The 25,107-nt window shown below is 55.4% G+C and carries 23 protein-coding genes and 1 pseudogene; 20 read left to right on the forward strand and 4 right to left on the reverse strand.

Annotation, left to right across the window (positions count from 1 at the left end):
• Nucleotides 1-34: 34 nt before the first annotated feature.
• From ACKTS9_RS14625 to ACKTS9_RS14670, 10 genes are all read left to right on the forward strand, one after another.
• Nucleotides 35-418 carry a (deoxy)nucleoside triphosphate pyrophosphohydrolase gene (locus ACKTS9_RS14625; RefSeq protein ID WP_349214842.1) on the forward strand — a complete coding sequence of 128 codons (384 nt, stop codon included), beginning with the start codon at nucleotides 35-37 and terminating at the stop codon, nucleotides 416-418.
• The gene (locus tag ACKTS9_RS14630; protein ID WP_349214840.1) at nucleotides 408-731 is read left to right on the forward strand and encodes a nucleoside triphosphate pyrophosphohydrolase; all 324 of its coding nucleotides are present in this window, start codon (nucleotides 408-410) and stop codon (nucleotides 729-731) included. Before ACKTS9_RS14625 ends, ACKTS9_RS14630 begins: the two co-directional genes overlap by 11 nt.
• Complete coding sequence (locus ACKTS9_RS14635) at nucleotides 732-1,079, forward strand: hypothetical protein (protein ID WP_349214838.1); 348 nt, start codon at nucleotides 732-734, stop codon at nucleotides 1,077-1,079. It begins immediately after the preceding gene.
• A gap of 5 nt (nucleotides 1,080-1,084) precedes the next feature.
• Nucleotides 1,085-3,349 carry a DEAD/DEAH box helicase gene (locus ACKTS9_RS14640; RefSeq protein ID WP_407881671.1) on the forward strand — a complete coding sequence of 755 codons (2,265 nt, stop codon included), beginning with the start codon at nucleotides 1,085-1,087 and terminating at the stop codon, nucleotides 3,347-3,349.
• Between the two features lie 35 nt (nucleotides 3,350-3,384).
• Nucleotides 3,385-4,452, forward strand: a complete 1,068-nt coding sequence (locus tag ACKTS9_RS14645; protein ID WP_407881673.1) for an endonuclease NucS domain-containing protein — start codon at nucleotides 3,385-3,387, stop codon at nucleotides 4,450-4,452.
• Between the two features lie 39 nt (nucleotides 4,453-4,491).
• Nucleotides 4,492-5,025 carry a GDSL-type esterase/lipase family protein gene (locus tag ACKTS9_RS14650; protein ID WP_407881675.1) on the forward strand — a complete coding sequence of 178 codons (534 nt, stop codon included), beginning with the start codon at nucleotides 4,492-4,494 and terminating at the stop codon, nucleotides 5,023-5,025.
• The gene (locus ACKTS9_RS14655) at nucleotides 5,022-5,402 is read left to right on the forward strand and encodes a rhodanese-like domain-containing protein (RefSeq protein ID WP_407881679.1); all 381 of its coding nucleotides are present in this window, start codon (nucleotides 5,022-5,024) and stop codon (nucleotides 5,400-5,402) included. The genes ACKTS9_RS14650 and ACKTS9_RS14655 overlap by 4 nt, the downstream gene beginning before the upstream one ends.
• 169 nt (nucleotides 5,403-5,571) lie before the next feature.
• Nucleotides 5,572-6,282 (forward strand): tyrosine-type recombinase/integrase, encoded by a 711-nt coding sequence (locus ACKTS9_RS14660; protein WP_407881681.1) that lies wholly within the window; start codon nucleotides 5,572-5,574, stop codon nucleotides 6,280-6,282.
• The gene (locus ACKTS9_RS14665; protein WP_407881683.1) at nucleotides 6,279-7,247 is read left to right on the forward strand and encodes a tyrosine-type recombinase/integrase; all 969 of its coding nucleotides are present in this window, start codon (nucleotides 6,279-6,281) and stop codon (nucleotides 7,245-7,247) included. The genes ACKTS9_RS14660 and ACKTS9_RS14665 overlap by 4 nt, the downstream gene beginning before the upstream one ends.
• 54 nt (nucleotides 7,248-7,301) lie before the next feature.
• Nucleotides 7,302-7,619, forward strand: a complete 318-nt coding sequence (locus ACKTS9_RS14670; protein ID WP_407881686.1) for a DUF6809 family protein — start codon at nucleotides 7,302-7,304, stop codon at nucleotides 7,617-7,619.
• 199 nt (nucleotides 7,620-7,818) lie between these two features.
• On the opposite strand, the gene ACKTS9_RS14675 is transcribed toward ACKTS9_RS14670, so the two are convergent.
• The gene (locus ACKTS9_RS14675) at nucleotides 7,819-8,688 is read right to left on the reverse strand and encodes a hypothetical protein (protein ID WP_407881688.1); all 870 of its coding nucleotides are present in this window, start codon (nucleotides 8,686-8,688) and stop codon (nucleotides 7,819-7,821) included.
• A complete protein-coding gene (locus tag ACKTS9_RS14680; RefSeq protein ID WP_407881692.1) occupies nucleotides 8,678-11,755 on the reverse strand; it encodes an RNA dependent RNA polymerase in 3,078 nt (1,025 codons plus the stop codon). The genes ACKTS9_RS14675 and ACKTS9_RS14680 overlap by 11 nt, the downstream gene beginning before the upstream one ends.
• A 215-nt stretch (nucleotides 11,756-11,970) precedes the next feature.
• On the opposite strand from ACKTS9_RS14680, the gene ACKTS9_RS14685 reads away from it, so the two are divergent.
• The 6 genes and pseudogenes from ACKTS9_RS14685 to ACKTS9_RS14710 all read left to right on the forward strand — a co-directional run bounded on the left by ACKTS9_RS14685 (nucleotide 11,971) and on the right by ACKTS9_RS14710 (nucleotide 16,676).
• Nucleotides 11,971-12,558 (forward strand): helix-turn-helix domain-containing protein, encoded by a 588-nt coding sequence (locus tag ACKTS9_RS14685; protein WP_407881694.1) that lies wholly within the window; start codon nucleotides 11,971-11,973, stop codon nucleotides 12,556-12,558.
• 179 nt (nucleotides 12,559-12,737) lie between these two features.
• Nucleotides 12,738-13,172, forward strand: coding sequence for a hypothetical protein (locus tag ACKTS9_RS14690; protein WP_407881696.1), 435 nt, complete (start codon nucleotides 12,738-12,740; stop codon nucleotides 13,170-13,172).
• A complete protein-coding gene (mobP3, locus tag ACKTS9_RS14695; protein WP_407881698.1) occupies nucleotides 13,160-15,100 on the forward strand; it encodes a MobP3 family relaxase in 1,941 nt (646 codons plus the stop codon). The genes ACKTS9_RS14690 and mobP3 overlap by 13 nt, the downstream gene beginning before the upstream one ends.
• 69 nt (nucleotides 15,101-15,169) lie before the next feature.
• Entirely contained in the window at nucleotides 15,170-15,388 is a 219-nt protein-coding gene (locus ACKTS9_RS14700; protein ID WP_087188798.1) for a helix-turn-helix domain-containing protein, read from the forward strand.
• A gap of 246 nt (nucleotides 15,389-15,634) precedes the next feature.
• Nucleotides 15,635-15,763, forward strand: a pseudogene (locus ACKTS9_RS14705) (site-specific integrase); the annotation flags it as partial.
• 313 nt (nucleotides 15,764-16,076) lie between these two features.
• Nucleotides 16,077-16,676 (forward strand): site-specific integrase, encoded by a 600-nt coding sequence (locus ACKTS9_RS14710; RefSeq protein WP_407881701.1) that lies wholly within the window; start codon nucleotides 16,077-16,079, stop codon nucleotides 16,674-16,676.
• Between the two features lie 37 nt (nucleotides 16,677-16,713).
• Here the strand turns inward: ACKTS9_RS14710 and ACKTS9_RS14715 are convergent, their stop codons facing one another.
• Nucleotides 16,714-17,301, reverse strand: coding sequence for a helix-turn-helix domain-containing protein (locus tag ACKTS9_RS14715; RefSeq protein ID WP_087335655.1), 588 nt, complete (start codon nucleotides 17,299-17,301; stop codon nucleotides 16,714-16,716).
• 271 nt (nucleotides 17,302-17,572) lie between these two features.
• On the opposite strand from ACKTS9_RS14715, the gene ACKTS9_RS14720 reads away from it, so the two are divergent.
• Nucleotides 17,573-18,214 (forward strand): hypothetical protein, encoded by a 642-nt coding sequence (locus tag ACKTS9_RS14720; RefSeq protein ID WP_407881703.1) that lies wholly within the window; start codon nucleotides 17,573-17,575, stop codon nucleotides 18,212-18,214.
• A gap of 361 nt (nucleotides 18,215-18,575) precedes the next feature.
• Here ACKTS9_RS14720 and ACKTS9_RS14725 read toward each other — a convergent pair whose 3' ends face one another.
• Nucleotides 18,576-18,914 (reverse strand): helix-turn-helix domain-containing protein, encoded by a 339-nt coding sequence (locus tag ACKTS9_RS14725; RefSeq protein WP_338109742.1) that lies wholly within the window; start codon nucleotides 18,912-18,914, stop codon nucleotides 18,576-18,578.
• 1,403 nt (nucleotides 18,915-20,317) lie between these two features.
• On the opposite strand from ACKTS9_RS14725, the gene ACKTS9_RS14730 reads away from it, so the two are divergent.
• From ACKTS9_RS14730 to ACKTS9_RS14740, 3 genes are all read left to right on the forward strand, one after another.
• Complete coding sequence (locus ACKTS9_RS14730) at nucleotides 20,318-21,622, forward strand: RNA-binding domain-containing protein (protein ID WP_407881706.1); 1,305 nt, start codon at nucleotides 20,318-20,320, stop codon at nucleotides 21,620-21,622.
• 25 nt (nucleotides 21,623-21,647) lie between these two features.
• Entirely contained in the window at nucleotides 21,648-24,578 is a 2,931-nt protein-coding gene (locus ACKTS9_RS14735; RefSeq protein WP_407881708.1) for a TOTE conflict system archaeo-eukaryotic primase domain-containing protein, read from the forward strand.
• Nucleotides 24,579-24,742: 164 nt separating this feature from the next.
• Entirely contained in the window at nucleotides 24,743-25,090 is a 348-nt protein-coding gene (locus ACKTS9_RS14740; protein WP_407881710.1) for a hypothetical protein, read from the forward strand.
• The last annotated feature ends 17 nt before the right edge of the window (nucleotides 25,091-25,107 follow it).

Raw genomic sequence — 25,107 nt, forward strand, 5'->3', positions numbered from 1 at the left:
GAGAGGCCGGTAATCACAATGGAGAGTATTAAGAATGACTGAGGTAGTTGCAGCGCTGATCTGGGATCAGGACAAATTTATGATTTGCCAGCGCCCGGCTCACAAGGCCAGAGGGCTGCCGTGGGAATTTGTGGGCGGCAAGGTAGAGCCAGGCGAAACCAAGGAGCAGGCTCTCATTCGAGAATGTCAGGAGGAACTGGCAGTCACGTTGAATGTGGGCGAGGTGTTTATGGACGTGATTCACGAATACCCCGATCTGACGGTCCATCTGACGCTGTTCCATGCCACCATCCGAGAGGGCACACCCCAGAAACTGGAGCACAATGATATCCACTGGATCATGGTAGATGAGATTGATCAGTATGAATTTTGCCCTGCGGATGTGGAGATTTTGAGGAAGCTAAAGGATGCCTACTAAAACCTATCACAAACTGGTGCGCGATCGCATCCCTGAGATCATCGAAGCGGATGGAAAAACCTGTATCTGTGAAACGCTTTCTGATGAGGACTACATATCCCTTCTGGACCAGAAGCTGAACGAAGAACTGGCGGAATACCAGGAGAGCAAATCCTTGGAAGAACTGGCTGACCTTCTGGAGGTTATGCAGGCTGTCGTAAAGGCCCGCGGCTGGACATTGGGAGAGCTGGAGCAGGTGCGGGCAGACAAGGCCGCCAAACGGGGTGGATTTGAAAAGAAAATCTTGCTAAGGGAAGTAAAGGAGGGTTGCTGAATGGATATTGCAAGAGCAAAAGAGTTATTGTCTGCTTTGGCTGACGGCATTGATCCGTTTACCGGAGAACTTTTACCTCAAAACCATGTATGCAATCAGCCTGAAATGATTCGAGCTTTTCATGAAGTTTTGAATGTGATTCCTTCTCCCAAGAAAAAAAGTCTGCCTCGGAATGCTGGAAAACCATGGACGGAGATTGAGGAAGAAAAGTTGCTTGACGAATTTGACTCAGGAATGACGACTTCTGCAATTGCTAAGGAGCACGGCAGAAGCAGAGGAGCCATTGAATCCAGATTAGTGGCTCTTGGGAAGATTTCAGATACATACCTTGACAGGAAACCGAGGTGACCTCTATGCCAACCTACCGCTCCGCCTCCGGCAGCAGTGCCGAAGATCTGTTCATCGAACTATTCTCCGACACCTTCGGTGCCGAAAAGGCCGGCTATCTCTACTCCCAATACCCCTTCTCCGACATCTACCAGAACAGCCGGTTTGCTGACTTTCTGATTGAAAACGGCGGACGGAAGGTGGCTATCGAGATAGATGACGAGGCTTCCCACAACCCCAAGCTGGTCTCCCAGAATAAGTTCTACGACGACCTGCTCAAACAGAACAGTATGATCTATCTGGGCTGGGATGTGTACCGCTGGGCGGTACGGCAGATGCAGCAACAGCCGGAAACCGTCAAGGACGAACTGCGGGTTTTCCTGGGTCAGCACCCCAGTTTTAAGGAGATCGAGGACTACCTCCCCACCCAGCGGGGCAAGTCCCTGGATGGCTCCCAGCTGGAGCTGAAGGAACATCAGAAGCAGGCGTTGGCGTCTCTGGAGGAAATGCGCTGCCACTTCGAGACCATTGCGCTGCTCTATCACGCCACCGGAACCGGTAAAACAGTGACCGCAGTCATGGATGCCAAGCGGTTCGGTAAGCGCACGCTGTTCCTGGCCCACACGGTGGAGCTGGTGGATCAGGCCACCAAGACCTTCCGGGAGCTGTGGCCCCGGACCACGGTGGGCCGCTATGTGGAGAACATGAAGCAGGGCAATGCCTTTGTGGTCTGCGGCAGCATCCAGAGTGTAGCTCTGAATCTGGAGCGATTCAAGCCGGATGACTTCGGCTACATCATCGTGGACGAGGCCCACCACGCCTCCGCCGATACATATCAGAAGGTCCTGTCCTACTTCACGCCGGAATTCACCCTGGGCCTGACCGCCACACCAGAGCGAGCCGACGACAAGAACATCCTGGACATCTTCAAGAACACCGCCCACAAGCTGGACATCCAGAAGGCCGTGGAAATCGGCGAGCTGGTGCCGGTGCGGTGCATCCGCATCCACACCAACATTGATCTGACCAAGGTGCGGTTCAACAGCGTCCAGTACAACATCCGGGACCTGGAGAGCAAGATCTATGTGCCGGAGCGCAACCAGCTCATCGTGGACACCTGGATCCAGTATGTGAAGGACAAGCGGACGGTCATCTTCTGCGCCTCCGTCAAGCATGCCCAGGAGATTGCTGGACGGCTCCACGCCGCGGGTGTGGCTGCCGAGGCCGTGTCCGGCGAGATCAAAGCCAGCGACCGCCGGGAGGTGCTGGCCCGGTTTGAACAGGGCGTGACCAAGGTGCTGTGCGCCTGTGACCTGCTCAACGAGGGCTGGGACTGTCCGGCCACGGAAGTCCTGTTCATGGCCCGGCCAACCATGTCCAAGGTGCTCTATACCCAGCAGCTGGGCCGCGGCATGCGGCTGTCCCCCGGCAAGGAGAGTTTGATGGTGTTTGACTTTGTGGACAACGCCAGCCAGTACAATATGCCCTACTCCATGCACCGGCTGTTCCGGCTGAAGGAATACAAGCCCGGCGCCCTGGTTTTAGGCACCAAACAGCAGAAAACCGCCGAGCAGGGGCTTTATGACAAGGGCGACCGCCCGGACGCCCTCATCGACTGGCCGGTGGACGCCCTGGATTACGAACTGGTGGACATCTTCAACTGGCAAGAGGAGGCCGCCGGCATGATCTCCCAGATGGAGTTTGTCCGCCGGGTGGATGTGCAGACGGAGACCATCGAGCGGTATGTCCGTGAGGGTCTGCTGGTGCCCGATCTGGTGGTGCCCATGAGCGAGCATCGGACGTTCAAATATTTCAAAGAGGAAACGCTCCAGAAGTATGCGGAGCAGTACGGCTGGACACTGATCGACGACTCCAACCGCAAGGATTTATTTCTGGATATGGTGCGTCAGATGGACATGAGCTACTCCTACAAGCCGGTTCTGCTCAAAGCCGTCCTGCTGTTTGCCGATGACAAGGGACGGGTAAAGCTCAGCGACATTGTCACCTACTTCCGGGAGTTCTACGAGGCCCGCCGGACGGCTGGACTGGTGGCGGAAAAGGTCAACAGTATCTACGCCAAAGGCGGCTATACTGATGCCCAGGCCCAGCGGAATATCCTGTCCAACCCCTTCAAGCGGTTTGAGGACATGCAGATGCTCCACCACACCAAGACACTGGGCGTGATCCAGATGGATGAGTCGGTTTGGAAGAAGCTGACTCGAGAGGAGAGGCAGGAGATCGAGCGGATCTGTGATGAAAAGCTGGAGCGTTATTTCCAGCGTCTGAAATAGGCACTTATTAACTCTATGATGGGACGGTGGTCACATTGGCAATTTCGCAAGTGATATGGTCTTTAGATGATAAAATTCAACTGCAGCCGGCAGAACTGACCAACGAAAAAGAGTTAGAGGACTTGCTCGCAGAGCACATAGAAATTCTAAATCCGGATTGGCTCCTAATTGGCCGACAGGTGCGCACAATTGCGGGGAAATACATAGATTTACTCTGCATGGATCACGATGGGGATCTGGTTGTTGTAGAATTGAAAAAAGAGCTGACGCCAAGAGAGGTTACAGCTCAGGCAATTGATTATGCTTCCTGTATAGCTGATTTGACGTTGGAGGAATTAGCGGAGCAATATCTGCAGTTTTCTGACGGACATGAAACACTGAATGAAGCATACAAGAAGAAGTACGGCACAGTATTAGAAGAAGACAGCATTAACAATAATGTCAAAATGGTAATTGTCGCCGCAAAAATGGATGACAGCACCGAGCGGATTATTCGCTATCTGCGGGACAAGTATGAAGTTGATATTAATATTATGTTTTTCCGAGTGGTTTCTTGTGGCTCCAAGCGCCTGATCAGCCGGGCTTGGTTTGAGGAAAACGTAGAAGAACAGCGGCCGGACCCTAAATCGATCCGTCAGTGGAATCAGGAATACTATGTATCATTTGGCAGCGGTGAGCGCTCTTGGGCAGACGCCAGAAAGTATGGCTTTATTTCCGCGGGAGGTGGTACTTGGTACTCCAACACTTTGAAGTTACTTAGCCCTGGGGATCGAGTCTGGGTTAACATCCCGCATACTGGCTATGTAGGAGTTGGAACTGTTACAAAAGAAGTCCAACAGGCAAAAGATGTGCTGTTTGCTGTAGATGGGCAGCAAGTTGGATTTTCATCGCTGCAAACCCAAGGTAATTATCTGTACTCCAATGATGACCCCGCAAATGCAGAATATGTCGTGCAGGTCGACTGGATCAAAACTGTTTTGGAAACACAGGCAGTTAAGGAGATTGGCTTCTTCGGAAACCAGAATTCGGTTTGCCGACCCAGAGATCAAAAGTGGGTATATACTGTAGAGCGGCTGAAAAAAGTTTGGGGAATTGATACATAAGGAGTAATACCCCATCTGTAAAGGAGGTATTATTGCTGAATGAAAATCATCTGCTTCGGCGACTCTAACACATATGGCTACGATCCCCGAGGATATTTCGGCGGGCGTTACGACGCGAACTGCCGGTGGGTGGATATTCTGGCTGCCGAAACCGGCTGGGATATCTACAACATGGGTCAAAACGGCCGGGAGATTCCAGCCGCCGCGCCCGCCTTCCCTGATGACACGGATCTACTGATTGTCATGCTGGGTACCAACGATCTGCTCCAGGGGCGAAGCCCGGAGCAGGCCGCCGAGCGGCTGGAGAGGTTTCTCTCCGGCATTTCCCTGAACAGCAACAAGATCCTGTTGATCGCACCGCCGCCAATGGCTATGGGCGAGTGGGTGCCAACCCCACAGCTCATTGAGGACTCCCGCACCTTTGCACGGCTCTGCCAGGTACTGGCGGAGCGGCTGGGCATCCGCTTTGCCGATGCCGGGAAATGGGACATCCCCCTGGCCTATGACGGCGTACACTTCACAGAGCAGGGCCACAAGGCTTTTGCCGCTGGACTTTTGGAGGAGCTTAAATGAAACGAATCATTCCTTTTCTGCTTGCCCTTTTCCTGCTGACCGGATGCGGCGGGACTGCCGCGGGCGATGCCTACCAGCAGATCACCCAAGAAGAGGCCAAAGAGATGATGGATACCCAGGAGGTCATCATCCTGGATGTGCGGGAGCAGGACGAGTACGACAGCGGCCACATCCCCGGCGCTGTGCTGCTGCCGGTGGGTACCATTGACGAAACGACCGCCGCCGAGGTGATCCCCGAGAAAGATTCCACGGTACTGGTCTACTGCCGCAGCGGAAACCGCAGTAAGACCGCCTCTTCCTCGCTGGCCGAGCTGGGCTACACCGGCATCTACGAATTCGGCGGCATCAACACCTGGCCCTATGAAACAGAGTCGTAAGACAGGCAGAGAACGCAAGCGGCACAAAATATGCGCCGCCTAAACAAGGAATACGGCACTGGCAGACTCCGTAGTTTATGGGGACAGATGTGACCTCCACGGGGCAATAAAGTAGTAGCTATTTCCCTCTTTCTGTGGTATTGTTCGGTTGCCGAAAGGAGGCGAAGATATGCAGAAAGAAAACAGCTGCACCGTAGGCCAGTGGTGCGACCGCTGGTTCTGCGAAAACCAGAGCAGATGGGGCGGCAGCACCGTGGGCGGATACCGCAACCTGATCTACCGGCACATCCTGCCCGGGATCGGGAGCATCCCGCTGGCGGAGCTGTCTGAAAACACTGTCACCGGCTTCTATGACAGCCTGCGGAGCCAGAGACTCAGCACCAGAAGCGTCTGGTGCGTCCACCTGCTCCTGCGACGCTGTATGGACGAAGCGGCCCGTGGCCAGCTGATCCCCTATAACCCGGTACGGCTCTGCCAGGAGCCGCAGGCCGAGGAATATAAAACGGCCCCCTTGCGCCTGGGCCAGCTCCAGCGATATTTGAACGCGGCGGAACAGCTTGGCGTGCTCCCACTTATCTACGCAGGACTCTCCAGCGGCCTGCGGCAATGTGAACTCATCACCTTGTCGTGGGCCGATTTTCATATCCGCTGCCGGTATATCCTCAAGGGCAAGCGTCTCCTGGCCCTCAACCGCAAGGCGGAGCATCTTCTGGAGGGCATACCGGAAACCGGCCGCTATGTGTTCCTCAACCCCAAGACCGGAGCGCCGTATCAGCTCCACGAGTTTTATTACCTCCACAAGCGGATACTCAAACAGGCGGGGCTTCCATGGGTGGCCTTCCGGAATCTGCAGCGCCAATGCATGGAGGTGGGGATATGACGCTGAAAGAGTATATCCTCCGCTGGCAGGAGGTCTACGACAAGAACCAGAGCCGCCCGACCACCTACGCGGCCCATGGGTATCTCTTCAAGAATCACATCCTTCCCAGGCTGGGAGAGATTCCGCTGGAGGAGCTGACTGTGGAGAAAGTAGGCGATTTTCTGGAGGAGAGAAGGCGGTTTGGCGGCCACCGCCCGGAAAGCCCCGAATACCCAGGGCTGGGCGAACACGCCATGCGGCACATCCACCGATTGCTCCAGCAGTGCCTGGATCAGGCCATCCGGGACGCCCTGATAACGGACAATCCCGCCCGTGCATTCCGCTATCCAAAGCCCAAGAAGGTCAGCGCCAATGTGCTGACGCCAACAGAGGTGGAGGACTATCTGGACGCAGCCGAGCGGCTGGGCTACCTCCCCATGTTCCTGCTGGCGCTGACGGCGGGGCTCCGGCAAGGAGAGCTGATTGCACTGAAATGGAGCGATCTGGATGTTAAGGGGCGGACGCTGACCATCTCGGAGAGCCGCGCGGTGGAGCGGCGGGAGCTGGTGGAATACCAAGGCGGCACCAGGACCGTCAGCCTGACGGAGGAAGTCGTTGAGCTCCTGCGCATGGAACACGCCAGGCACCCCAGCAACCCGCTCATGTTCATGCACCCGGCCACGCAGAGGCCCTACTCGTCCCAGATGGTGCGCCGGATGCATAATGAGATCATCAAGGAAGCCGGTCTGGACCACATCCGCTTCGCGGATCTCCGGCACACCTGTGCCGTCCTCGCCCTGCAAAATGGGATGGGCACCGAAGAGGTATCGCAGATGCTGGGGCATTTCCGCACTTCCATGACGCGACAGAACTACGCCCCTTATCTGACCTGTCCAGCCGTCAAAAGCGAAAACAATCCCAACGAAGCATCCCAGGAGGAACTGCGGCAAGCGGCAGATATTCTGGACAACCTCCTGAAATTTTGATAGCTATTGTGCGGAAAGTGTGGTATATGTTTGGGTCGCAAGGAGATGATGACGATGGAAAACAAACTGCTCAAAGAGCTGTATGATCACTTTTATACCCGCCCGGAGCTGGACGAACAGGAGAATGAGGTGGAGGAGTGCCACAAAGCGTTGATTGCGGCTTTGGAAAAACCGGAGCGCAAGCTGGTGCTGCGGATCATCGATGCACAGGACTCCATCAGAGAACAGACCTCCCTCGACAGCTTTATCGCCGGCTTTGAGCTGGCGTGGAGGCTTTCGGCGGAAGTACACAATGACGAAAACGAGCGCTCAGTCTCCTGTCGAACCAGGAGAGCGGGCGCTCGTTTCGTATCTGATGAGGGATCAGAATGAAAAATAAATTGCCATAGAGGAGTTCTCTGATTCGGATCGTTATCGCTACTAAAAAAGAAAGTAGCGATAACCGCGGCAAAAAAGCCAATCAGAAAAATGCTTAATTGACAGAAACACATGATTTCATGACATTGCTTATTAATTCTCTTCCGTCTCCATACGTCGTCACGGGACTGGCCGCACTGGCCAGTCCCGTCGCTTATTTCGGCAGGTATTCCTCCCTGACCCGGTAGCGGCTGATGCCGAAACTGTTGCTTCGCTCGATGACCTCCTGGGGGAACTGGTTCAGATATTTCCGGCCGAAGTTGGTGTTGCCGAAGTAGCAGTCAAAATTGGTTACAGGGAGCACCACCCAGTCGCTGTCCTCCGGGCGGTTGGCCAGATAGTAGGCCACCAGGGTGGGCAGGATATTGGAAGGCATTTTCTCAGGGCGTACCTGCTCAAGCCGTTCTGCCAGCTCCGCCGGCAGCTCCGGCTCCGTGCAGCGCAGGGGGCCCAGCTCCAGGGCGTCGGCGATCATATCGTCAAAGCGGATCGTCCACGCACCCTCTGTCAGGGTGGAAAGGCGCTCCGTCTGATACTGAAGCACTTTGCTGCGCCACTCATGGTCAAACCGCTTGTCCAGCTTCCCGGCGGAAGCCGCATAGTTCTTATGGACCAAGTCCGGGTGCGCCAGAGCAAACTGCATGGCCCTGTGAAAGTGGCGGCTGAACCAGCCCCAGCCCTCCTCGTCCACCAGCTTGGGGAACTGCTCGTGGAGCGGCGCGAAATCGGTGCGGTGCTGCCACTCCTCATGGGACGCGCTGCGGCGCTCGGGAATACTGCACCAGGCGCACAGGCCATCGTAAGCAAAGCCGATCCGTTCTCTCGGGTCGCCGGGCAACAGGGTGCCGTCCGGAGCGTGAAATAAAAAGCCGCGGGCCAAAATGGTCAGGATGCGGTTCATGCCGCTGAAGTCCCGCAGGGCCTCGAAGGTAAACCGCCCCAGCCAGGCGGTGTCCTTTTTGCCGGAAGCCCGGTATGCTACCGGCTCCGTATAGTCCAAAAACTCCTGCCATTCATTCAGCATGGTGCACCTCCAACACATTGGGCTCGAGTGCATCCAGCAGCAGATCCCACAGCAGGTTCCGCTTGCCCAGGGCCTCCACATAGCGCACCGCCGTCTGCGGACGAACGATCCTGTTCATCCGCTGGCGGCACCGGGCGGATACCGCCTCCCGGTAATGCTGGGAATTCCGCTTGCTGAGATACGCATCCATCAGCTCATCAAATGTCGCCGAGTCTCCGGGGCGGTGCAGCTGTCGCTTTCTCTGCTGTTCATTCTCCTGCTGGATATCAAAGAGCAGGTCGCTCAGGACCCGGTATCCACCGCTGCGGAAATCAGAAAACAGGTCAAAGAGCGGTTCAAACTTCGGCAGCCAGGTGAGAAGGAACTGCATCCGTTCATCTTCCCGCAGAAACTGCCACCTGGCCTCATTCAGCGCCGCCCAGATCTCCGCCACCCGTTCGGGAGGCAGGCTTCCCAGCTGGGCGTACAGCTCATCGGTGTCCCAAAGCTCCTCCTGCCCGCGGGCAAAGAGGATACGGGCGATGTCGCTCTTTCGTTTCTTTTCGCTGGGCTCCACCCGGCAGGCCCGGATGCGGGACAGGCAGGCTTCATAGTCCCGCAGCAGGGCGGAGATCTGCTCTAAAATTTCCCCGTCGAGATGCTCCTTCCAATCGGGCTGCTGGGCAAAGGTGAAGAGCTCGTGATCCCTGGCGGGCTTGGCTCTGGTGGCCGGCGTGTGCTTTTTCAGCTGAAGGGCCAAATAGGGCAGACGCTCCAGATTGGAGTCTACCTTGTCCCAGTCGATTTTTTTGAAAAAGGCTTTGATGCGCTGCTGGTGGGTCTCCTCATACCAGGCCCGGCGTGTCTCCTCAGCGTCCTCCACCAGATTTTTATACTGGAGGAAAGGCGTCCGCCGCACCCGCCGCGTTTTCAGATACTCATCCAGATCCGGGCGGATGCCGCTCTTGGCCGAGTCGATCTCCAGCCCGGTCAGAATGGCCAGCACTTCGGTCTCGTCCTGAAGGCGTTTGCGCTCCTCTGCGTCTGAGTTTTCGTTGTAGGCGATGATGCTGCGATCCAAAGCAGCGTTGCAGATCTGCCCCACCCGGGAGGAGAAGGTGCCGCGCACCACTTCAAACCGGGCTTCCCAATCCTCAGCGCTGCGGATCAGGGGTGTTGCGGATGGGATCATCAGCAGCGGGATGTTGGCCTCGTTGGAAAGCGCGTCGTCCGCGCTACCGCGCGATGCCTCATAGTTTCGGCGGACGCATTCGTTCAAAATGGGATCGGCGATGGTCTTGACCATATCCCCGTCATAGTCCGCGCCGCCCAGCCGCTCCGCCGCCAGCATGGTGGAGTCCACCATGACCAGATCGGTGAGATGCCGGAAATAGAAATGCCGCATCTGCCGCTTTTCTTTCTTGGCGTCGTAGGAGGAGAGCTGCAGTTCTTCATTCCTCGCAATATGGGGATTGCGTAGCAGGGTGCAGGTGTCTCCGTGCTGATAGGCCGCGCCGGGAGCGTAGAAGGCGCTGGTTTTGAAGCGTAAGCTCTTGGTCACATCATAAAAAGCCTTGTTCCGCTTCTTCTGCGGAAGTGTCTCCAGCAGATAGCTTAAAAAGTCCATCAGATCCCCGGAGAGATAGCGGTTGTCCCCGGCTACGATCAGCCGCCCCAGAGAGTAGTTCTTCAAAATCTGTTTTGCCCTGCCGGCCAGCTCCTGCTGGTAGATTGGCTCACCGATCATGCGCGGATTTTTGCGCAGGATCTCTCCCAGCAGATGCTCCCGGTTTTTGCGAAAGGGCAGGATGCCCCAGCGGTTCATCCGCTGCAGAAAGTATTCCTGCTGGAAGGTCCTGTTGGCGCAAAAATTGTAGTAGGCCACCTCGGTCTGCTTGGTGAGCCAGTTCCGCTTGTCCTCCTCCGGGCTGTGATCCCAGCCGTCGGGCAGATCCCGGGGACGGAACTCCTCCTCCCGGATGGATACCGTGTTCAAAAACTGGTAGTTCAGTTCGATGTGGGTCTCCGGTTTCACCTTGCTCACATTGGTGATGTACAGAGCGTGGCGGTAGCGTCGGAATGCGTCCCAATAGTCCGCCCAGGTCATCCCGCTGTCCTTCAGCCAGCCAAATCCCTTGAACATACTCTTGGTGAGAATGATGTCCACGTCCTTGACAGGGTGCTCCTGCCCCCAGCTGTCCCGGATCACGGTCTGGCCGCACAGGTCCAGGATCTCCTGAAAGTCCACCTGATGCACCATCCCCTTGATGTAGGGCAGACGGATCTGAAAAGAAGTGTGGACGACAGCGCCGCAGAGCGCCCGGTCGATGACCTTGGCGTACTGCTTGGAGATGAGTCCTTCTCCGTCAAAGCAGGTGATGGGAATGTCCATCCGGCGCTCCACCCGGTGATACTTCCGGGTGCTGTTCTGGGTGCCGTCGTCTTCCACCGTGACGACCGGGACGCCCCTGGTCATCACCACGGGGTTGTCCACCACGATGACACGGTGGGGGTTGTCAAGGTCGATCCCGTCCAGCCGTGTGCCGCTGGAAAGCATCAGGCCGTTGTAGGCGTAGAGCTTGCTAAGCTGACAGTCGCCGATGGTCATGTCCATCTGGATGCGGCGGCGCACCTGATCGTACACATCCTCCCGGAGAAAGGACAGCTTGCTCTGGCGGCTCATGCTGCCCGAGCGCTCGAAGGCGAGATAGCGGTGCATCCCCGATCCCAGATCCAGGCACACGCCCTCCGGGCGGAACATATCCCGGGCCTTCTCCTGGCGGATCTGCTGGCGGGGCAGTGTGCTGCTGCGGTCGAAGATCCCGGAGAAGTCCATGTAAAAAATCACATCGGATAATCCTTCGATGGGCCGGTCGTCTGTCGGCTCGGAAAAGTCATCTCCCTGCACGACGCACATGATCTGAAAGAACAGCGCGTTGCCGTCCTGCTCGTGAAGGGCGGAAACCCGCTTGCACTTTTCCGTCGCCGCCCGGTCAAGGTCAAAGTGCCACTGCCCGTTTTCCTGCGCGGCATAACTCATCACTGCCCGGGCGGACAGTTCAAAAATACGGTATTTGCTCTGGCCCATCATCTCACCTCCGGATGGTCTCATTCTATCACAGAGAAGTGAAAAAAGAAATATGGATACTGCTCCCACAAATTTTGCGGGAGCGTTTTATTTTGTGTGAGAAAGGAGGATGGAAGTGATGAAGATTTGAATCTGTGTCGGTCTGCCGCCGCTCTGCGCGGTGGCGCTCAATGAGAAATCCGTTCCGTGGAGATGAAAAAGAAAGGTGGTGCAAAATGAAGTTTCAACAGTGGCCCAAACGCGATCCCCGCAAAAACTATTTTCTGGTTCCCAACGAAGTGTTTCACATCGGGCTCAGTCACCCGGAGATCTCGATCTACTGCTACCTGCTGAGTATCGAGAACAGAAAAACCTATCAGTGCTGGCCGAGCTACAAGACCATCGGCAAGGCGCTGGGTATGTGCGAAAACACGGTCAGCAAGTATGTGCGCAGCCTGGAGGAGAAAGGTCTCATCCGCACCGAGCCGACCATGATACGGAGCAAGGACGGCAGGCCGCTCAACGGAAACCTGCTCTACACCATCCGCCCTATCCAGGCGGCGATGGAATTGTTCTACGAGCGGCAGTTCCGGCAGTTGGACGAGGACGCCGCCCGTCAGAGGGCGGCGGAGCGGCTGGCGGAATCCGCCCGCAGAAGCCACCAGAACGCCCTGTGTGCGCCTTTGGGGGAGTCTGCGGGGGTGGATACCCCCTCGGGCGTGGAGGGCGGATTTGGGCCGCTTTCGGGGGCGTTTCCAGAGCTGGCTCCCGAATCACTTCCGGGGGTGGAGGAAAATGCTGGGACGAAGGAGAAAGCAGGATAAAACCCTGGCGCCGCAAGCGCCGCCCGGGCGGTCACGTCTGCCCGCAGTGCGGGCAGTTTCGGGGTGCGAAAGCTGGCGTCTTTGAGGGGCGAAAAAAGGGCCGCTGGCGTCAGCTTTCCCACAAAGCCCCGTGTCGCAGGCTTTTTGCCGATGTCTGTTTGGAAGAAAGGAGAGTTTTCATGGGTAACGAAACGAAAGAGCGGCTCCCGCTGCGGATGAAGCCGGAGACCAGCCGCAGGCTGGAGCAGTGGTACGCCGCGGACAACTGCCGGAGCAAAAACGAGTTCGTGGAAAAGGCCGTCAACTTTTATGTGGACTATCTGGAGATGCGGGATGCGCAGTCTCTGCTGCCCGCGGCGCTCCTGGCCGTGCTGGACGGCAGGCTGGGCCGGCTGGAGGATCTCATCGCCAGGCGGGAGTACACCCGGGAGGTGGAGCTGGATATGGTCATCGGGATTATCGCGGATGCGATGGAGATCGACCGGGACGATCTGAAACGCAGGCGGGCGGAGAGCGTCCGAAACGTGAAAGCCACCAACGGTCTTATCTCGCTGGAGAAGCGGGCGCGCGCCGCCGGGGAGCCGAACTGGGATGGTGACCAATGGCAAGACTGATCTTGAAAAGCCCCTATATCAAAAGCACCGGCGGCGCGGCGGGGTACCTGCGCTACATCGCAACCCGGGAACGGGTGGAGATCCTGCCGGATAACCGTCCGCCCACACGCAAGCAGGAGCAGCTCATCGCCAAGCTGGTGAAGGACTTCCCCGACACCAAAACTCTCTACGAGTATGAGAGCTACCAGGCCAAGCCCACCAAGTCGGCGGCCTCGGCGTTCCTCACCCTGGCGCTGGAATCCAACTGGGACGCGCTCCGCCAGTCGGAGCAGTATCTGAAGTATATCGCCACCCGGCCCCGGGCGGAGCGGCTGGGTTCCCACGGGCTGTTCGGGGACAGCGACGGCGTGTCGCTGGAAAAAGCGATGGCAGAACTGGAGCAGTACACCGGAAATGTGTGGACGTACATCCTCTCTCTCAAGCGGGAGGACGCGGCGCGTCTGGGCTTCGACAACGCCGCAGCGTGGAGAAATCTCATCCGCGCCCACCGCAACGAGATCGCGGCGGCGATGAAAATACCGCCCGCAGACTTCCGCTGGTACGCCGCCTTCCACGATGAGGGGGAGCATCCGCACGTCCACATGATGGCCTGGTCGGCCAAACCCGGACAAGCCTACCTCTCCAAAGAGGGCATCCGTCAGATCAAATCCAGGCTGACCAACGACATCTTCCGGGACGAGATGCTCCACCTCTACGAGCAGAAGTCGGCGTCCCGGGACGAGCTGGTGCGGCAGGCGCGGCGTGCCATGCTGGAGCTGGTGCAGGCGATGCAGGGCGGTCTGTGCGACCACCCGGAGGCCGAGCGGCTCATGCAGGAGCTGGCGGCGGGGCTGGGGACGGTCAAGGGCAAGAAAACCTACGGCTATCTTCCCAAGCGGCTCAAGGGGCTGGTGGATGAGATCGTGGATCAGATGGAGCGGCTTCCCATCGTGCGCCAGTGCTACGACCAGTGGCTCCTGCTCCAGGGAAAGGTGGACGGTTACTACCACGACACGCCCCGGGAACGGCTCCCGCTGTCCAAAGAAAAGGAGTTCCGGCAGATCAAAAACGCTGTCATCCGGGAAGCGGAGCGGCTGCGTCTGGGCCAGATCACCTTCGAGGACCAGGACATGGGCCAGCGGGACGAGCTGGAGCAGTTCCGAAATGCATCCAATGCGTACTGGATGCTGCAGGAGGTCATCCGAAATGAAGAACTGACGCTGGAGGAACGGAGCGGCGCGGTATCGGAGCTGGAGAAGCTGGCGAAGGGCGGCGACCGCTACTCCCAATACCTGCTGGGCAAGCTCTGGCGGGACGGCCCTCTGCTGATCCCCGACGGGGTGAACGCCCGGTATTGGTTCGAGCAGGCCGCCCGGCAGGGGCATCTGGCGGCGCAGTACGCCCTGGCCAAACTGTACCTCTCGGATGATCTGGAGGTGCGGGACACCGCGCGGGGCATGGACTGGCTGCGCACCGCTGCGGAAGGCGGAAACAGGTGGGCCATGTACCGCCTGGGCAAAGAGCTGCTCCGCGGCGAGATCACGAAACAAGACGCGGCGGGCGCCGTGGAGTGGTTCACCCGTTCCGCCGAGCAAGACAATCCCTATGCCCAGTACCTGCTGGGCAAGCTGTACCTCATGGGAAAGGAAGTGCCCCGGGATGAGGAGCGCGCCGTTCAATGGCTGACCCGGTCGGCGGAGCAGGGGAACGAATACGCCCGGTACCTTCTGGACCACAGGGAGGAACAGCGTCCGCCCGATGTGATGCTGGCGGTAACGCGGCTGCTCTACCACATGAGCCGGGTGTTCCAGGACAACTCCCTGCCCGAGTCCCGCCCCGGCGGCATCCAGATCGACCGCAAGCGGCTCAGAAAGCTGCGGGAGAAGAAGATCGCTATGGGTCACAAGCCGGATGACCACGAGGAACAGTGGCCGCAAATGACCATGTGAGCGGCGCAAGAAATGAGCCTCAAAACAAAGAATAAAATCCCTTCCGCGGGAAGGGTGGAAAGGAATCTGATGAAACGATCCAAGTATAACTCGTTCAACGAGCTCCCTCTGATGCTGACCGTGCAGGATGTGGCCGATGTGTTGGGTATCGGCCTGGCCCACGCCTACGAGGTGGCGCACCGGAAGGATTTCCCCACCATCACCCTGGGCAGCCGCATCATCGTCCCCCGGGATAAGTTCATGGCGTGGATCGAGGAGCAGGCGGCTCAAAAGACGGAAATATTTTAGTAGCTATTTCCGGGATTCTGTGGTATTTGTTTGTGTTGCCGAAAGGAGGGACAACCAATGGCAAAGAAACGAGCAAACGGCGAGGGCAGCATTCGCAGAAAGCCCAACGGCCGCTGGGAGGGCAGATACACCCTGGGGATCGACCCCGCCACCGGCCGTGCCATCCAGAAAAGCGTGTCCGCCAAGACGCGGGCCGAGTGCAAGGAAAAGCTGGACCGGGCCATCCGGGACAACCGGGGCATCCCGATGGACCACAACGAGGACTACACCGTGGCGGAGTGGTGCAGGCTGTGGTTCGAGACCTACAGCAAGCCGGTGATCCGCCCCAACACCGCCAAGAACTACAGGAATATCATCGAGAACCACATCGTGCCGGCCATCGGGATGGTCAAGCTCAAGCGGCTCACCGCCATCCAGATCCAGCAGATGTACAACAATTCCAAGGCCAAGGGGCGGGTACAGCGGTTTGATACGCAGACCAGCACGGCCTTGTCCGGTAGCACGGTCCGGCGCATCCACATGGTGCTGTCCTCGGCGCTCAAGCAGGCGGTCAAGGAGCGGATCATCCCCTACAACCCCTGCGACAACTGCCGCATCCCCCGCAAAGAGCACCGGGAGATGACCATCATTCCGCCGGAGAAGCTGGGGGGCGTATCTCCGCGAGGCGGAGAAGTACGGCGTCCTGCCCATGTTCTTCCTGGAGCTGTCCAGCGGCCTGCGGCGGGGGGAGCTGCTGGCGCTCCTGTGGGACGACCTGAACGTGAAGGACCGCATCCTCTCGGTGAGCAAGCAGGTCACCCGCATCGACGGGGAGCTGGTGGTGACCGAGCCGAAAACCAAGAACTCCATCCGCAGGGTGGCGCTGTCCCAGCAGGCGGTGGATATCCTGGTGCGGGAGCACGAACAGCACCCCGACAATCCCATCCTGTTCCCATCACCCCGCACCGGCGGCTACTGGAGTCCGGACGCGGTGTCCAGGATCAACCGCAAACTGCTGGCAATGGCCGGCATCGAGGAGCATGTGCGCTTTCATGATTTAAGGCATACTTTCGCCACCATGGCACTCTCCAGCGGCGTGGATGTGAAGACATTGTCCAGCATGCTGGGCCATTTCAGCGCCGGGTTCACCCTCGACACCTATACGCATATCACCAATGAGATGCAGAGGGGCGCGGCGGAGAAGATCGGCGGCTTCATGGAAACGGCTACGGCCAAGCCGGAACCCGAGCCGCCCGACCCGCCGGAGGAGAGCCGGTGCAAGGTGATCCCGTTCGAGAGAGTGGGGTAAAGGAGCTCTATCTGCGCTTCGCGTTTATCGCACCTGGTTATCGGATCTGCTTCACCATCAATCCGTGGCGGTTGCAGTAGCAATACAGGTATCCTCGACCCCGGAGACGAAATCTGCACTCTGCGTTTCCTTCCGGGTACAGCTTGATCATCTGAAACTTTTCGGATGTCACATAGGCCAAAAAGGAAATGTAGTGGGATTTTGTCATGGGATGATGGACGGTGATGAAGTGTTCGTCTTCTACCGGCTCGATCTGGATCTCGTGGTGTTCGTCCGGTGCCTCAGCCTCCAAAGCTGGAAGAGACACACCACAGCAGCTGATGACCGTATCCCCCAGGGTGTGGATCACGTTGCCGCAGATGGGGCAGACGTACAGCTTGGAGCGAAGCAGATTGGCGGATCTGTTTTGATTGATGACAGCATCGCCTTTCATCAGTTCCATGACGGAGACACCGAGAGCGGCGGAAAGCGGCTCGAGGAGCGAGATATCCGGCAGCCCTTTGGCGGTCTCCCACTTGGAAATGGTCTTGCTGCTGACATCGATCTTGTCTGCGAGCTCTGCCTGCGTCATTTTTTTCTGCTCCCGCAGCTGCTTGATGGTGTTGCCGGTGACATATAAGTTCATGCGTTTGGTCTCCTGTACAAAGATTTTATCGAGATTATAACAGGAGAGGTGCGGCTCCACAACCTACGCAGCGTAGACATGCAGCCAGGAACGGCAGAGAATGCCAGCGGCTTCGCGGAAATGGACACGGTCAAGCCGGAACCGCCTATAACGCACGAAAAAGCAAACCTCGCCATATTCAACCAGCAGTTCAATGACAACTGATCAAGTTTGGAGTATGCTTGACCCATCAAATCGTTCCGCCGGGGAGTGACATAAGGAGGTATGATCCATGAATATGAAAGATGCGTTTCGATTCCAGAATAAACTGAAAGCTCTGATGTGTGAGGCCACTGCCATCCTTCAGGACCGGCGCAATATCGTCAAGGTCAAGACCACTCATCTTCGGAGCAAGGTCATGTCCGATACTCAGGATGCCGTAGTGGAGGAAGCTGCTCCCAGCGAGTATGCCGGCCACGCCAACGAGGTAGCCGCCTTCCTCATGTCCCTGCTGGAGGAGCGGGAGAAATTGTGCCGGGCTATCCACGCCGCCAAGAACGCATTGGATTTGGATATGGACAGCGAGGTGGGCCTGAACCGGCAGCGTCAGGAATTGGCTGAGGTATTCCGCCATATGACCATGCTCCGCAACAGTGAAAAGACCATTACCGGCGGAGGCTCTGGCTTCCGATTCAACGGCGAGGGAAACCAGGTCTCCTACCGCTGTGATGCCACGCAGGTCACAACCATCGACTTTGATCGGAACAAGATCCGAGGTATGGCCACGGCGCTCAGCAAGAGGGCCGACGAGATCTCCATGTCCCTGGACAAGTGTCTGGTCAACACCGAGGTATCCTATGAGCCGCCCTTTGACATGAATGACAGCTTTGAGGACATCCTCAGCGACTTTATCGAAAAGAGCACGGCCGCATAAATGCCATCACCACACCTTTAGGTGTGGTGGGCGTGGCAGAATGGATAGGCGGTGATGATCGGTTCAGGCGCAGATGAATTATGATGCTGCGCACTCCCCGGCAAAGAATGGACTGCATCTGATGAATGCAACATGAGCTCATAACTCATTGTGAAAGGCTCGACAGTCGCCTCCATCCTCGTCCACCGAAATACTGCCATTTCTAACACATATCCATTGTCAAAAGCAGAATTCGACCTTATGCTTCTCTGATACTTGCCATAATGGCGTGATATTCTATTTATAAAGTCGCTTGTTCACCCAAGGGCTGCGGCCGTCCGGCAGGACCGCGGCAGGCCTATGGGTACAGGCGGATAAGGATCTAAGCGGTTTTGAAATTCTGCCATGCCCACTGTACCTGAGGAAATGTCCCCATAAAAAGACCTGAGCAGCAGGCGGCTGCCTGCTGCTCGCAAGAAACGATATGAGAAGTGGAGATGATGATCTCGTTCATCGGCACCTGGAGCAAAGCGCTCAGTGCATAGAGGTTATCTACACTGGGAAGGCTCTGGCCCCGCTGCCATTTGTAGATGGCTTGCGGCTCCTCAAATCCGAAATAGTGCTGGAGATCTCGGACTGTCAGGCCGCGATCCTTCCGGAGCCGGCAGATATTTGCCCCGGTAGCCACAGGATCGATGACAGGAAACTGAATCATGGACATATGGATCGCCTCCATTCACCAGGATGATCTCCACCTTAGCGGAATATTTCAGCATACCTGATGTGCTCTAAAATAGCAAGCGATCTTTGCCATTTGTAATGAGATTGTTATACAAGAGTCTACGATCGGAACATCCTCGGTGCCGTCCGTATATCAGCCAGCGATTGCTGTGCTGTGCCCTCTGGGGTGCTCACACCAAGACAAAAAGAAGGAGATGATCAGCTGTGACGCAGTTGATTCCATTGGACAAACGCAGTAAGAAAGCCCGGCGGGAATACCACGCGAAACAGCGTGGCTCCTGGCACGGGGTCAACCCTATCACCCGGACCGTACAGAGCAGGAAGATTTATGACAGAGCAAGAGTTAAACAAGCGGATCACCGAGATCTTGGAATCTACTAAAAACGAGCCTGGATGCGGCCGACGTTCCGGTCGCCAATATCGCCGCACCCAGTGTGTCAGGCACTCAGACCATCTTCTGTTTCTCATTCAACACAGCAGGTATGCACCAAACATGGGGTATATCATGGGAGACTATGAGAGATTAAGAACGTTACTTCATTCCGGACTGCATATTCAGTATATGAAGTCCAGCGATCGTCAACAGTATCTGAAGCGAAGATCCAATCGAAAGGTCCGTAAGTATTTCGGCCTATCAAAGAAGGGCAACCAGTATCGCAAAGTGTTCGAATACTGGTGGACGCTCTATTGAATTTAAGATAGGTCAAAGATTGACTTATAGCAGGAGGGATCCTGCTTCACGACCTACACAGCGTAGACATACGATCAGGAGTCGCCGACAACGGCACCGATATAACGGAAAAATGCGGAAGTTTCCCCGTTAGGGATGGGTTAGGGATTTGGCGTTTTCGGTGGCTATCCTCGCTCATGCGCCTGCCGCTGTTCTGCCCCTGGGATCGCCGCAAAACAGCAATCAGCAAAACCTCAAAAATCAAACCAAAAACGCAGAAAAACCGCCTATTTAGGCGGTTTTTCTAAGGAAAATGGTCCGAGTGACAGGATTCGAACCTGCGGCATCCTGCTCCCAAAAATATGTCCGTCCTTTCAAATAGAGCTTTTGTACCCTGTTTAACGCTTTCCTATGCTCCGCCAGTTCCTCTTTAAAACTCTTCTGCCCTGCTTGTTTCAAGGAATTCTTTCGTCTTTTGGGATTTGTGTGGGATTGGATTCTGTGTATTAAAAGATGTTCCGCCCAGTTTGAGGAGGGCAATAACAGGACGAATCATCTCAGAGCAGAGGCGCAGGAAATGCGCCGCATAAACAAAGAAATACCCTGGGCTGCGGGCTTTTATAACACGGAATAATTTTCTTATCAAATGAATATGTTTTGACAAGAATGACAAGAATGATTATAATGACAACTAAGAAAAGGAGGTGCTGTGTATGGCATTTGTTGAGAGTGAAGTTGTTGAACTGAAAGCAGAGGTCGTGGGAGATATCTGCAAAGAAGTCATTGCCTTTGCCAACACAAAAGGCGGTACGCTGTATATTGGTGTCAGCGACGATGGAAGTGTTGTGGGAGTCAAAAACGCCGACCAAGTCATTTTGCAGCTGAACAATATGATTCGAGATTCCATCAAGCCTGATGTGACCATGTTTGTGGGCTACGAAACCCAACATGTCGGCGACAAGGATATCATTGCTGTGACCATTCAAAAAGGGACCGACCGGCCCTATTATCTGGGCAGTAAGGGGTTGAAACCCAGTGGGGTCTATGTCAGAAACGGCACATCTTCTGACCCGGCTACGGATACTGCGATCCGAAGAATGATCAAGGAAACTGATGGGGACAACTTCGAATCCATGCGTTCACTGGAACAGAATCTCAGCTTTGAAGCGGCAGAGAAGCAATTTGAAAAGCAGAACATCCCATTTGATACTGCAAAAATGCAGACTCTTGGAATGATTTCTGCGGATGGTATCTACTCCAATGTGGCGCTCCTCCTGTCCGATCAGTGTCCCAGCACCATCAAGGCGGCAACCTTCTCTGGGGAAGATAAAGGAAGCTTTCAGGACAGAAGAGAATTTGGCGGTTCGCTGTTTCAGCAAATGGAGGAGTTGTACAGCTATCTGGATCTGCGTAACCAGACAAAAGCAACTTTTGATGGGCTATACCGAATCGACACACGGGATTATCCGGAAGATGCCCTGCGGGAAGCGCTGCTGAACTCGCTGATCCATAGAGACTATTCTTTCCGTGCAAGCACTCTGGTCAGTGTATATGCCGACAGGATCGAATTTGTCTCTGTAGGTGGACTGCCCTCCGGCATTGAACTGAACGACATCATGCTGGGACTCTCGGTTTGCCGAAACCCCAAGCTGGCAGCTATATTTTATCGTCTGCAGTTGATTGAGGCATACGGCACCGGTATGCCTAAAATTATGAACGCCTACACGGAGACGGAATTGAAGCCAAAAATCGAGGTATCGAGCAACGCATTCAAAATCACGCTGCCAAACAGGAACGCCGGCACAAATCATACACAGACACCGGTTGGTACGCTCAAAAGTGAAGAGAAACGGATCTTGGATTTCATTGGTTCCAATGGTCATATCGTGCGCAGTGATGTGGATCAGCTTCTGGATGTAAGCCAGGCCACAGCCAACCGAATTCTGAAACAAATGGTCGCCGAGGGCCTGATTTATCAGGATGGAAACGGCAGGAAAACAAAGTATAGACGGAAGTAACTGCTGGTGTGGAGGGGGGCTGTGTATGAATCGAAAAGCGATTATCAGTGGCCGGGAGTATGCGCTTCTTGAAATCGTCCCGTCTCTGGATGGAGGGCGGGCGCTGCTTCTCTGTGAAGATGAAAACGGCAAAAGGGCAGTATGCTCCGAGCCGCTGTGGCGCAGCTGTGCGCTAACGGATGTGCAGTCTGCCCCGGTTCACGCACACAGCTCCTCACAGGAAAAAATCGAGTATTTCCTGTCTGTTTTCAAAGGGCGGGAAGATGTATATGCACGCCGGTATCACAGCACCACCACCGGGAAAAACGGTTACACCCCAGTCTGTAAAAATGAATGGGTGCATAGCCTGTGCGATAAAAAGAAATACAAGTGCGCAGAGTGCCCCAACCGTGAGTTTCGGCCGCTCACAGCCGATGTGGTCAAAGCACATTTGATTGGCCGTGATTCTTTGTGCAGAGATGTGGCGGCAATCTATCCGATGCTGGAGGACAACAAGACCTGGCTGTTGGCTGCGGATTTTGATGAAGAAAACTGGAAGCTTGATGTGACTGCATTTTGCAAATCCTGCAAAGAAGCGGGATTGGTACCGGCAGTGGAACGCTCCCGTTCCGGAAACGGCGCCCATGTCTGGTTTTTCTTTTCGGAGCCTGTTTCAGCCGCCGATGCCAGGCGCTTGGGGACCGGTTTGCTGACTGGGACCATGTCGTGCCGGCATGAGCTATCCTTTTCGTCCTATGACCGGTTGTTCCCGTCTCAGGATCTTGTGCCGAAGGGCGGTTTCGGGAATTTGATTGCCCTGCCATTTCAAGGACAGGCGCAGAAAGACGGAAATTCTCTGTTTGTGGATGATCGCTTTGAGCCTTATCCTGATCAGTGGGCATTTCTGTCCTCCCTGCCGAAAATCACGCCGGAACAGTTGGAAGAAGCTTTAAGGAAAGTATGCCATCATGGGGACATGGGAGAATTGGCGGATGCTGAGGAGAAGCAAGTGCCCTGGAAACGCAAGCGAACCAAGACAAAACTGACGCGCAGAGATTTTCCACTGCAGGTACGCCTGCATCATTCCAATTTGATTTACGTTGAGAAAAAGGGTTTCTCTCAAGGGGCGTTGAATACGCTCAAGAGACTTGCGGCGTTTCCAAATCCGGAATTTCGCTCCAAGCAAGCCATGCGTATTTCCGTTTATGGCGTTCCTCGCGTTCTGGACTGCGGCTATGAGGATGAGGAATACATCGGCCTTCCCCGTGGTTGTATGGATGAGATTCTGGGGTTATTGGATCAATATGAAGTCCCTGTCGTTCTGGAAGATCACAGATCACCGGGACATTCCATTGATGTGGAATTTAATGGGGTGCTGCGCCCAGAACAGGAACCTGCCGCCCGAGCGCTGCTGGATGCAGACACGGGTGTTCTGTCCGCAACGACTGCGTTCGGGAAAACCGTAATTGGCTCCTATCTGATTGGACAGCGTAAAGTCAATACCTTGGTATTGGTGCAGTCCAGCGCGTTGCTGGAACAGTGGAAATCCTCGCTGGAACAATTTCTGAATATCCATGAAGTCCTGCCGGAACCGCCCAAAAAGCGAGGCAGGAAGAAAAAACAGCACCTCATTGGCCAAATTGGCAGCGGAAAGAATACCCGCAGTGGAATCGTCGATATTGCCACCATGCAGTCCCTGCTTGAGGGAGGAGAAAAGTCCGTAAAGTCTTTTGTGGCAGAGTACGGAATGGTCATTGTGGATGAGTGCCATCATGTGGCCGCATTCACCTTCGAAACCGTTCTGAAAGCAGTGGAAGCCAAATATGTTTACGGATTGTCTGCCACACCTGTTCGCAAGGACGGTCATCATCCCATCATCTTTATGCAGTGCGGCCCCGTCCGGTATTTGGTGGATGCCAAAAGTCAGGCGGAAAAGCGAAGCTTCTCCCACATAGTAATTCCCAGATTTACACGCCTAAGACTGCCGGATGCCAACGGGATTCAGGATATGTACGCCGGTGTGATTGAAAATCACAACCGGAACGAACTGTTGGTGTCAGACACTTTGAAGTTGATACAGGAGGGGCGTACACCAATTCTGCTGACGGAGCGGAAAGAACACGCTGTACTGCTTGCCGGTCATCTGTCGGACCAGGTAAAGCATGTTTTCCTGCTCATTGGCAGTGACAAGCAAAAGGATAAACGTGAAAAGCTGACGGCATTGCAGAATGTGCCTGACGATAAGGATGTGGTGGTCGTTGCGACCGGAAAGTATATCGGAGAGGGCTTTGACGCCCCGCGGTTGGACACCCTGCTCCTGACGATGCCCATATCGTGGAAAGGCACATTGGCACAGTATGCCGGACGCCTCCACAGAAATTATGAAGGAAAGCAGGAAGTTCGTATCTACGATTATGTGGATATCCATGTTCCTACCCTGGAGCGGATGTATCATAAACGCATGAAAGGCTATGCGGAGCTGGGATATCAGGTCAAATTCGGTGCAGCGGATCAGTTTGTCAGTGTGATTTATGATGGACACTCATCTATGCTTCCTTTTGAGCAGGACTTGGATGATGCTGCCCGCAGCGTGGTTATTGTCAGTCCTTATCTGCAAAAAGGAAGAATCGTGAAATTGCTTCCCTCTTTGCAGAAGGCGGTTGCTTCCGGTGTCGAAATTGCGATCCATACCAGAACGGCAGAGAGCGGGAAACTCGCGAATCAAGAAAGTGTATGTGAAGCGATTGAGATGATGAGGCAGACAGGTATCGTGGTCCATACGCACAAAGAACTGAATCAGCGGTATGCTGTTGTGGATGAAAGTGTTGTGTGGTATGGCGGCGTGGATTTTCTTGCTTTTGGCAGAAAAGATACGGATGTACTTCGGTTCAAAAATCCGGATATTGCCGGTGAATTTCTGTCACTTTCCGGTCATACAGAAAGCGAGCAGCTTGTCATGGAAGATGTTTCTATGTAGTGGGCGTCTTCGGGATGTTTCCGCATTTGGGATTGCAAGAAATGGAGAAAAAGGGTAGAGATAATCCGCTGCTTTTTGCTGATGTTTGATGCTCTTTCGCTCTGTTTGGCAGTGTTTGGTCCGGCGTGTGGGGTTCGAATGTCTGGGAATGCGGTCCCAAACCTATGTCTGAACCTTCAGGCAGGCCTCTTGCGCCCTCTTTGGCGCTTTCCGGCACTCCTGCGGTTCCTCTTTGGAACTCTTTTGCCCTGTTCGTTTCAGGCACCGCTTTTGTCTTTTGGGATTTGTGTGGGATGAAATTCTGTATATTAAAAGTGCTTCCGACCAGATTTTCCCCCGGTCGCGAGTGGTCCTGGCTACAGAAATCAGCTCATAAATTGCGCCGCATAAACAATGAAATAAGCGCTGGCGTGACATTACCCACCCTCTCGATAAACGGAAAATGTGTTGTGGTCGCTAAAACTCCCTCAGAAAATGTGCAGACAAAGAAAAAACTCGCTCATTTTTTGTGATTTCTCCATCGAGCACC

Origin of the sequence: Owariibacterium komagatae, assembly GCF_045865535.1 — a bacterium.
Lineage (GTDB): Bacteria > Bacillota > Clostridia > Oscillospirales > Ruminococcaceae > Ruthenibacterium > Ruthenibacterium komagatae.

Excerpts from the sequence above, each read along its gene's own strand:
- ACKTS9_RS14625 (WP_349214842.1), top strand. The coding sequence starts at position 35 with ATGACTGAGGTAGTTGCAGCGCTGATCTGGGATCAGGACAAATTTATG.
- ACKTS9_RS14630 (WP_349214840.1), top strand. The coding sequence starts at position 408 with ATGCCTACTAAAACCTATCACAAACTGGTGCGCGATCGCATCCCTGAG.
- ACKTS9_RS14635 (WP_349214838.1), top strand. The coding sequence starts at position 732 with ATGGATATTGCAAGAGCAAAAGAGTTATTGTCTGCTTTGGCTGACGGC.
- ACKTS9_RS14640 (WP_407881671.1), top strand. The coding sequence starts at position 1,085 with ATGCCAACCTACCGCTCCGCCTCCGGCAGCAGTGCCGAAGATCTGTTC.
- ACKTS9_RS14650 (WP_407881675.1), top strand. The coding sequence starts at position 4,492 with ATGAAAATCATCTGCTTCGGCGACTCTAACACATATGGCTACGATCCC.
- ACKTS9_RS14655 (WP_407881679.1), top strand. The coding sequence starts at position 5,022 with ATGAAACGAATCATTCCTTTTCTGCTTGCCCTTTTCCTGCTGACCGGA.
- ACKTS9_RS14660 (WP_407881681.1), top strand. The coding sequence starts at position 5,572 with ATGCAGAAAGAAAACAGCTGCACCGTAGGCCAGTGGTGCGACCGCTGG.
- ACKTS9_RS14665 (WP_407881683.1), top strand. The coding sequence starts at position 6,279 with ATGACGCTGAAAGAGTATATCCTCCGCTGGCAGGAGGTCTACGACAAG.
- ACKTS9_RS14670 (WP_407881686.1), top strand. The coding sequence starts at position 7,302 with ATGGAAAACAAACTGCTCAAAGAGCTGTATGATCACTTTTATACCCGC.
- ACKTS9_RS14675 (WP_407881688.1), bottom strand. The coding sequence starts at position 8,688 with ATGCTGAATGAATGGCAGGAGTTTTTGGACTATACGGAGCCGGTAGCA.
- ACKTS9_RS14680 (WP_407881692.1), bottom strand. The coding sequence starts at position 11,755 with ATGGGCCAGAGCAAATACCGTATTTTTGAACTGTCCGCCCGGGCAGTG.
- ACKTS9_RS14685 (WP_407881694.1), top strand. The coding sequence starts at position 11,971 with ATGAAGTTTCAACAGTGGCCCAAACGCGATCCCCGCAAAAACTATTTT.
- ACKTS9_RS14690 (WP_407881696.1), top strand. The coding sequence starts at position 12,738 with ATGGGTAACGAAACGAAAGAGCGGCTCCCGCTGCGGATGAAGCCGGAG.
- mobP3 (WP_407881698.1), top strand. The coding sequence starts at position 13,160 with ATGGCAAGACTGATCTTGAAAAGCCCCTATATCAAAAGCACCGGCGGC.
- ACKTS9_RS14700 (WP_087188798.1), top strand. The coding sequence starts at position 15,170 with ATGAAACGATCCAAGTATAACTCGTTCAACGAGCTCCCTCTGATGCTG.
- ACKTS9_RS14710 (WP_407881701.1), top strand. The coding sequence starts at position 16,077 with ATGTTCTTCCTGGAGCTGTCCAGCGGCCTGCGGCGGGGGGAGCTGCTG.
- ACKTS9_RS14715 (WP_087335655.1), bottom strand. The coding sequence starts at position 17,301 with ATGAACTTATATGTCACCGGCAACACCATCAAGCAGCTGCGGGAGCAG.
- ACKTS9_RS14720 (WP_407881703.1), top strand. The coding sequence starts at position 17,573 with ATGAATATGAAAGATGCGTTTCGATTCCAGAATAAACTGAAAGCTCTG.
- ACKTS9_RS14725 (WP_338109742.1), bottom strand. The coding sequence starts at position 18,914 with ATGTCCATGATTCAGTTTCCTGTCATCGATCCTGTGGCTACCGGGGCA.
- ACKTS9_RS14730 (WP_407881706.1), top strand. The coding sequence starts at position 20,318 with ATGGCATTTGTTGAGAGTGAAGTTGTTGAACTGAAAGCAGAGGTCGTG.
- ACKTS9_RS14735 (WP_407881708.1), top strand. The coding sequence starts at position 21,648 with ATGAATCGAAAAGCGATTATCAGTGGCCGGGAGTATGCGCTTCTTGAA.
- ACKTS9_RS14740 (WP_407881710.1), top strand. The coding sequence starts at position 24,743 with ATGTCTGAACCTTCAGGCAGGCCTCTTGCGCCCTCTTTGGCGCTTTCC.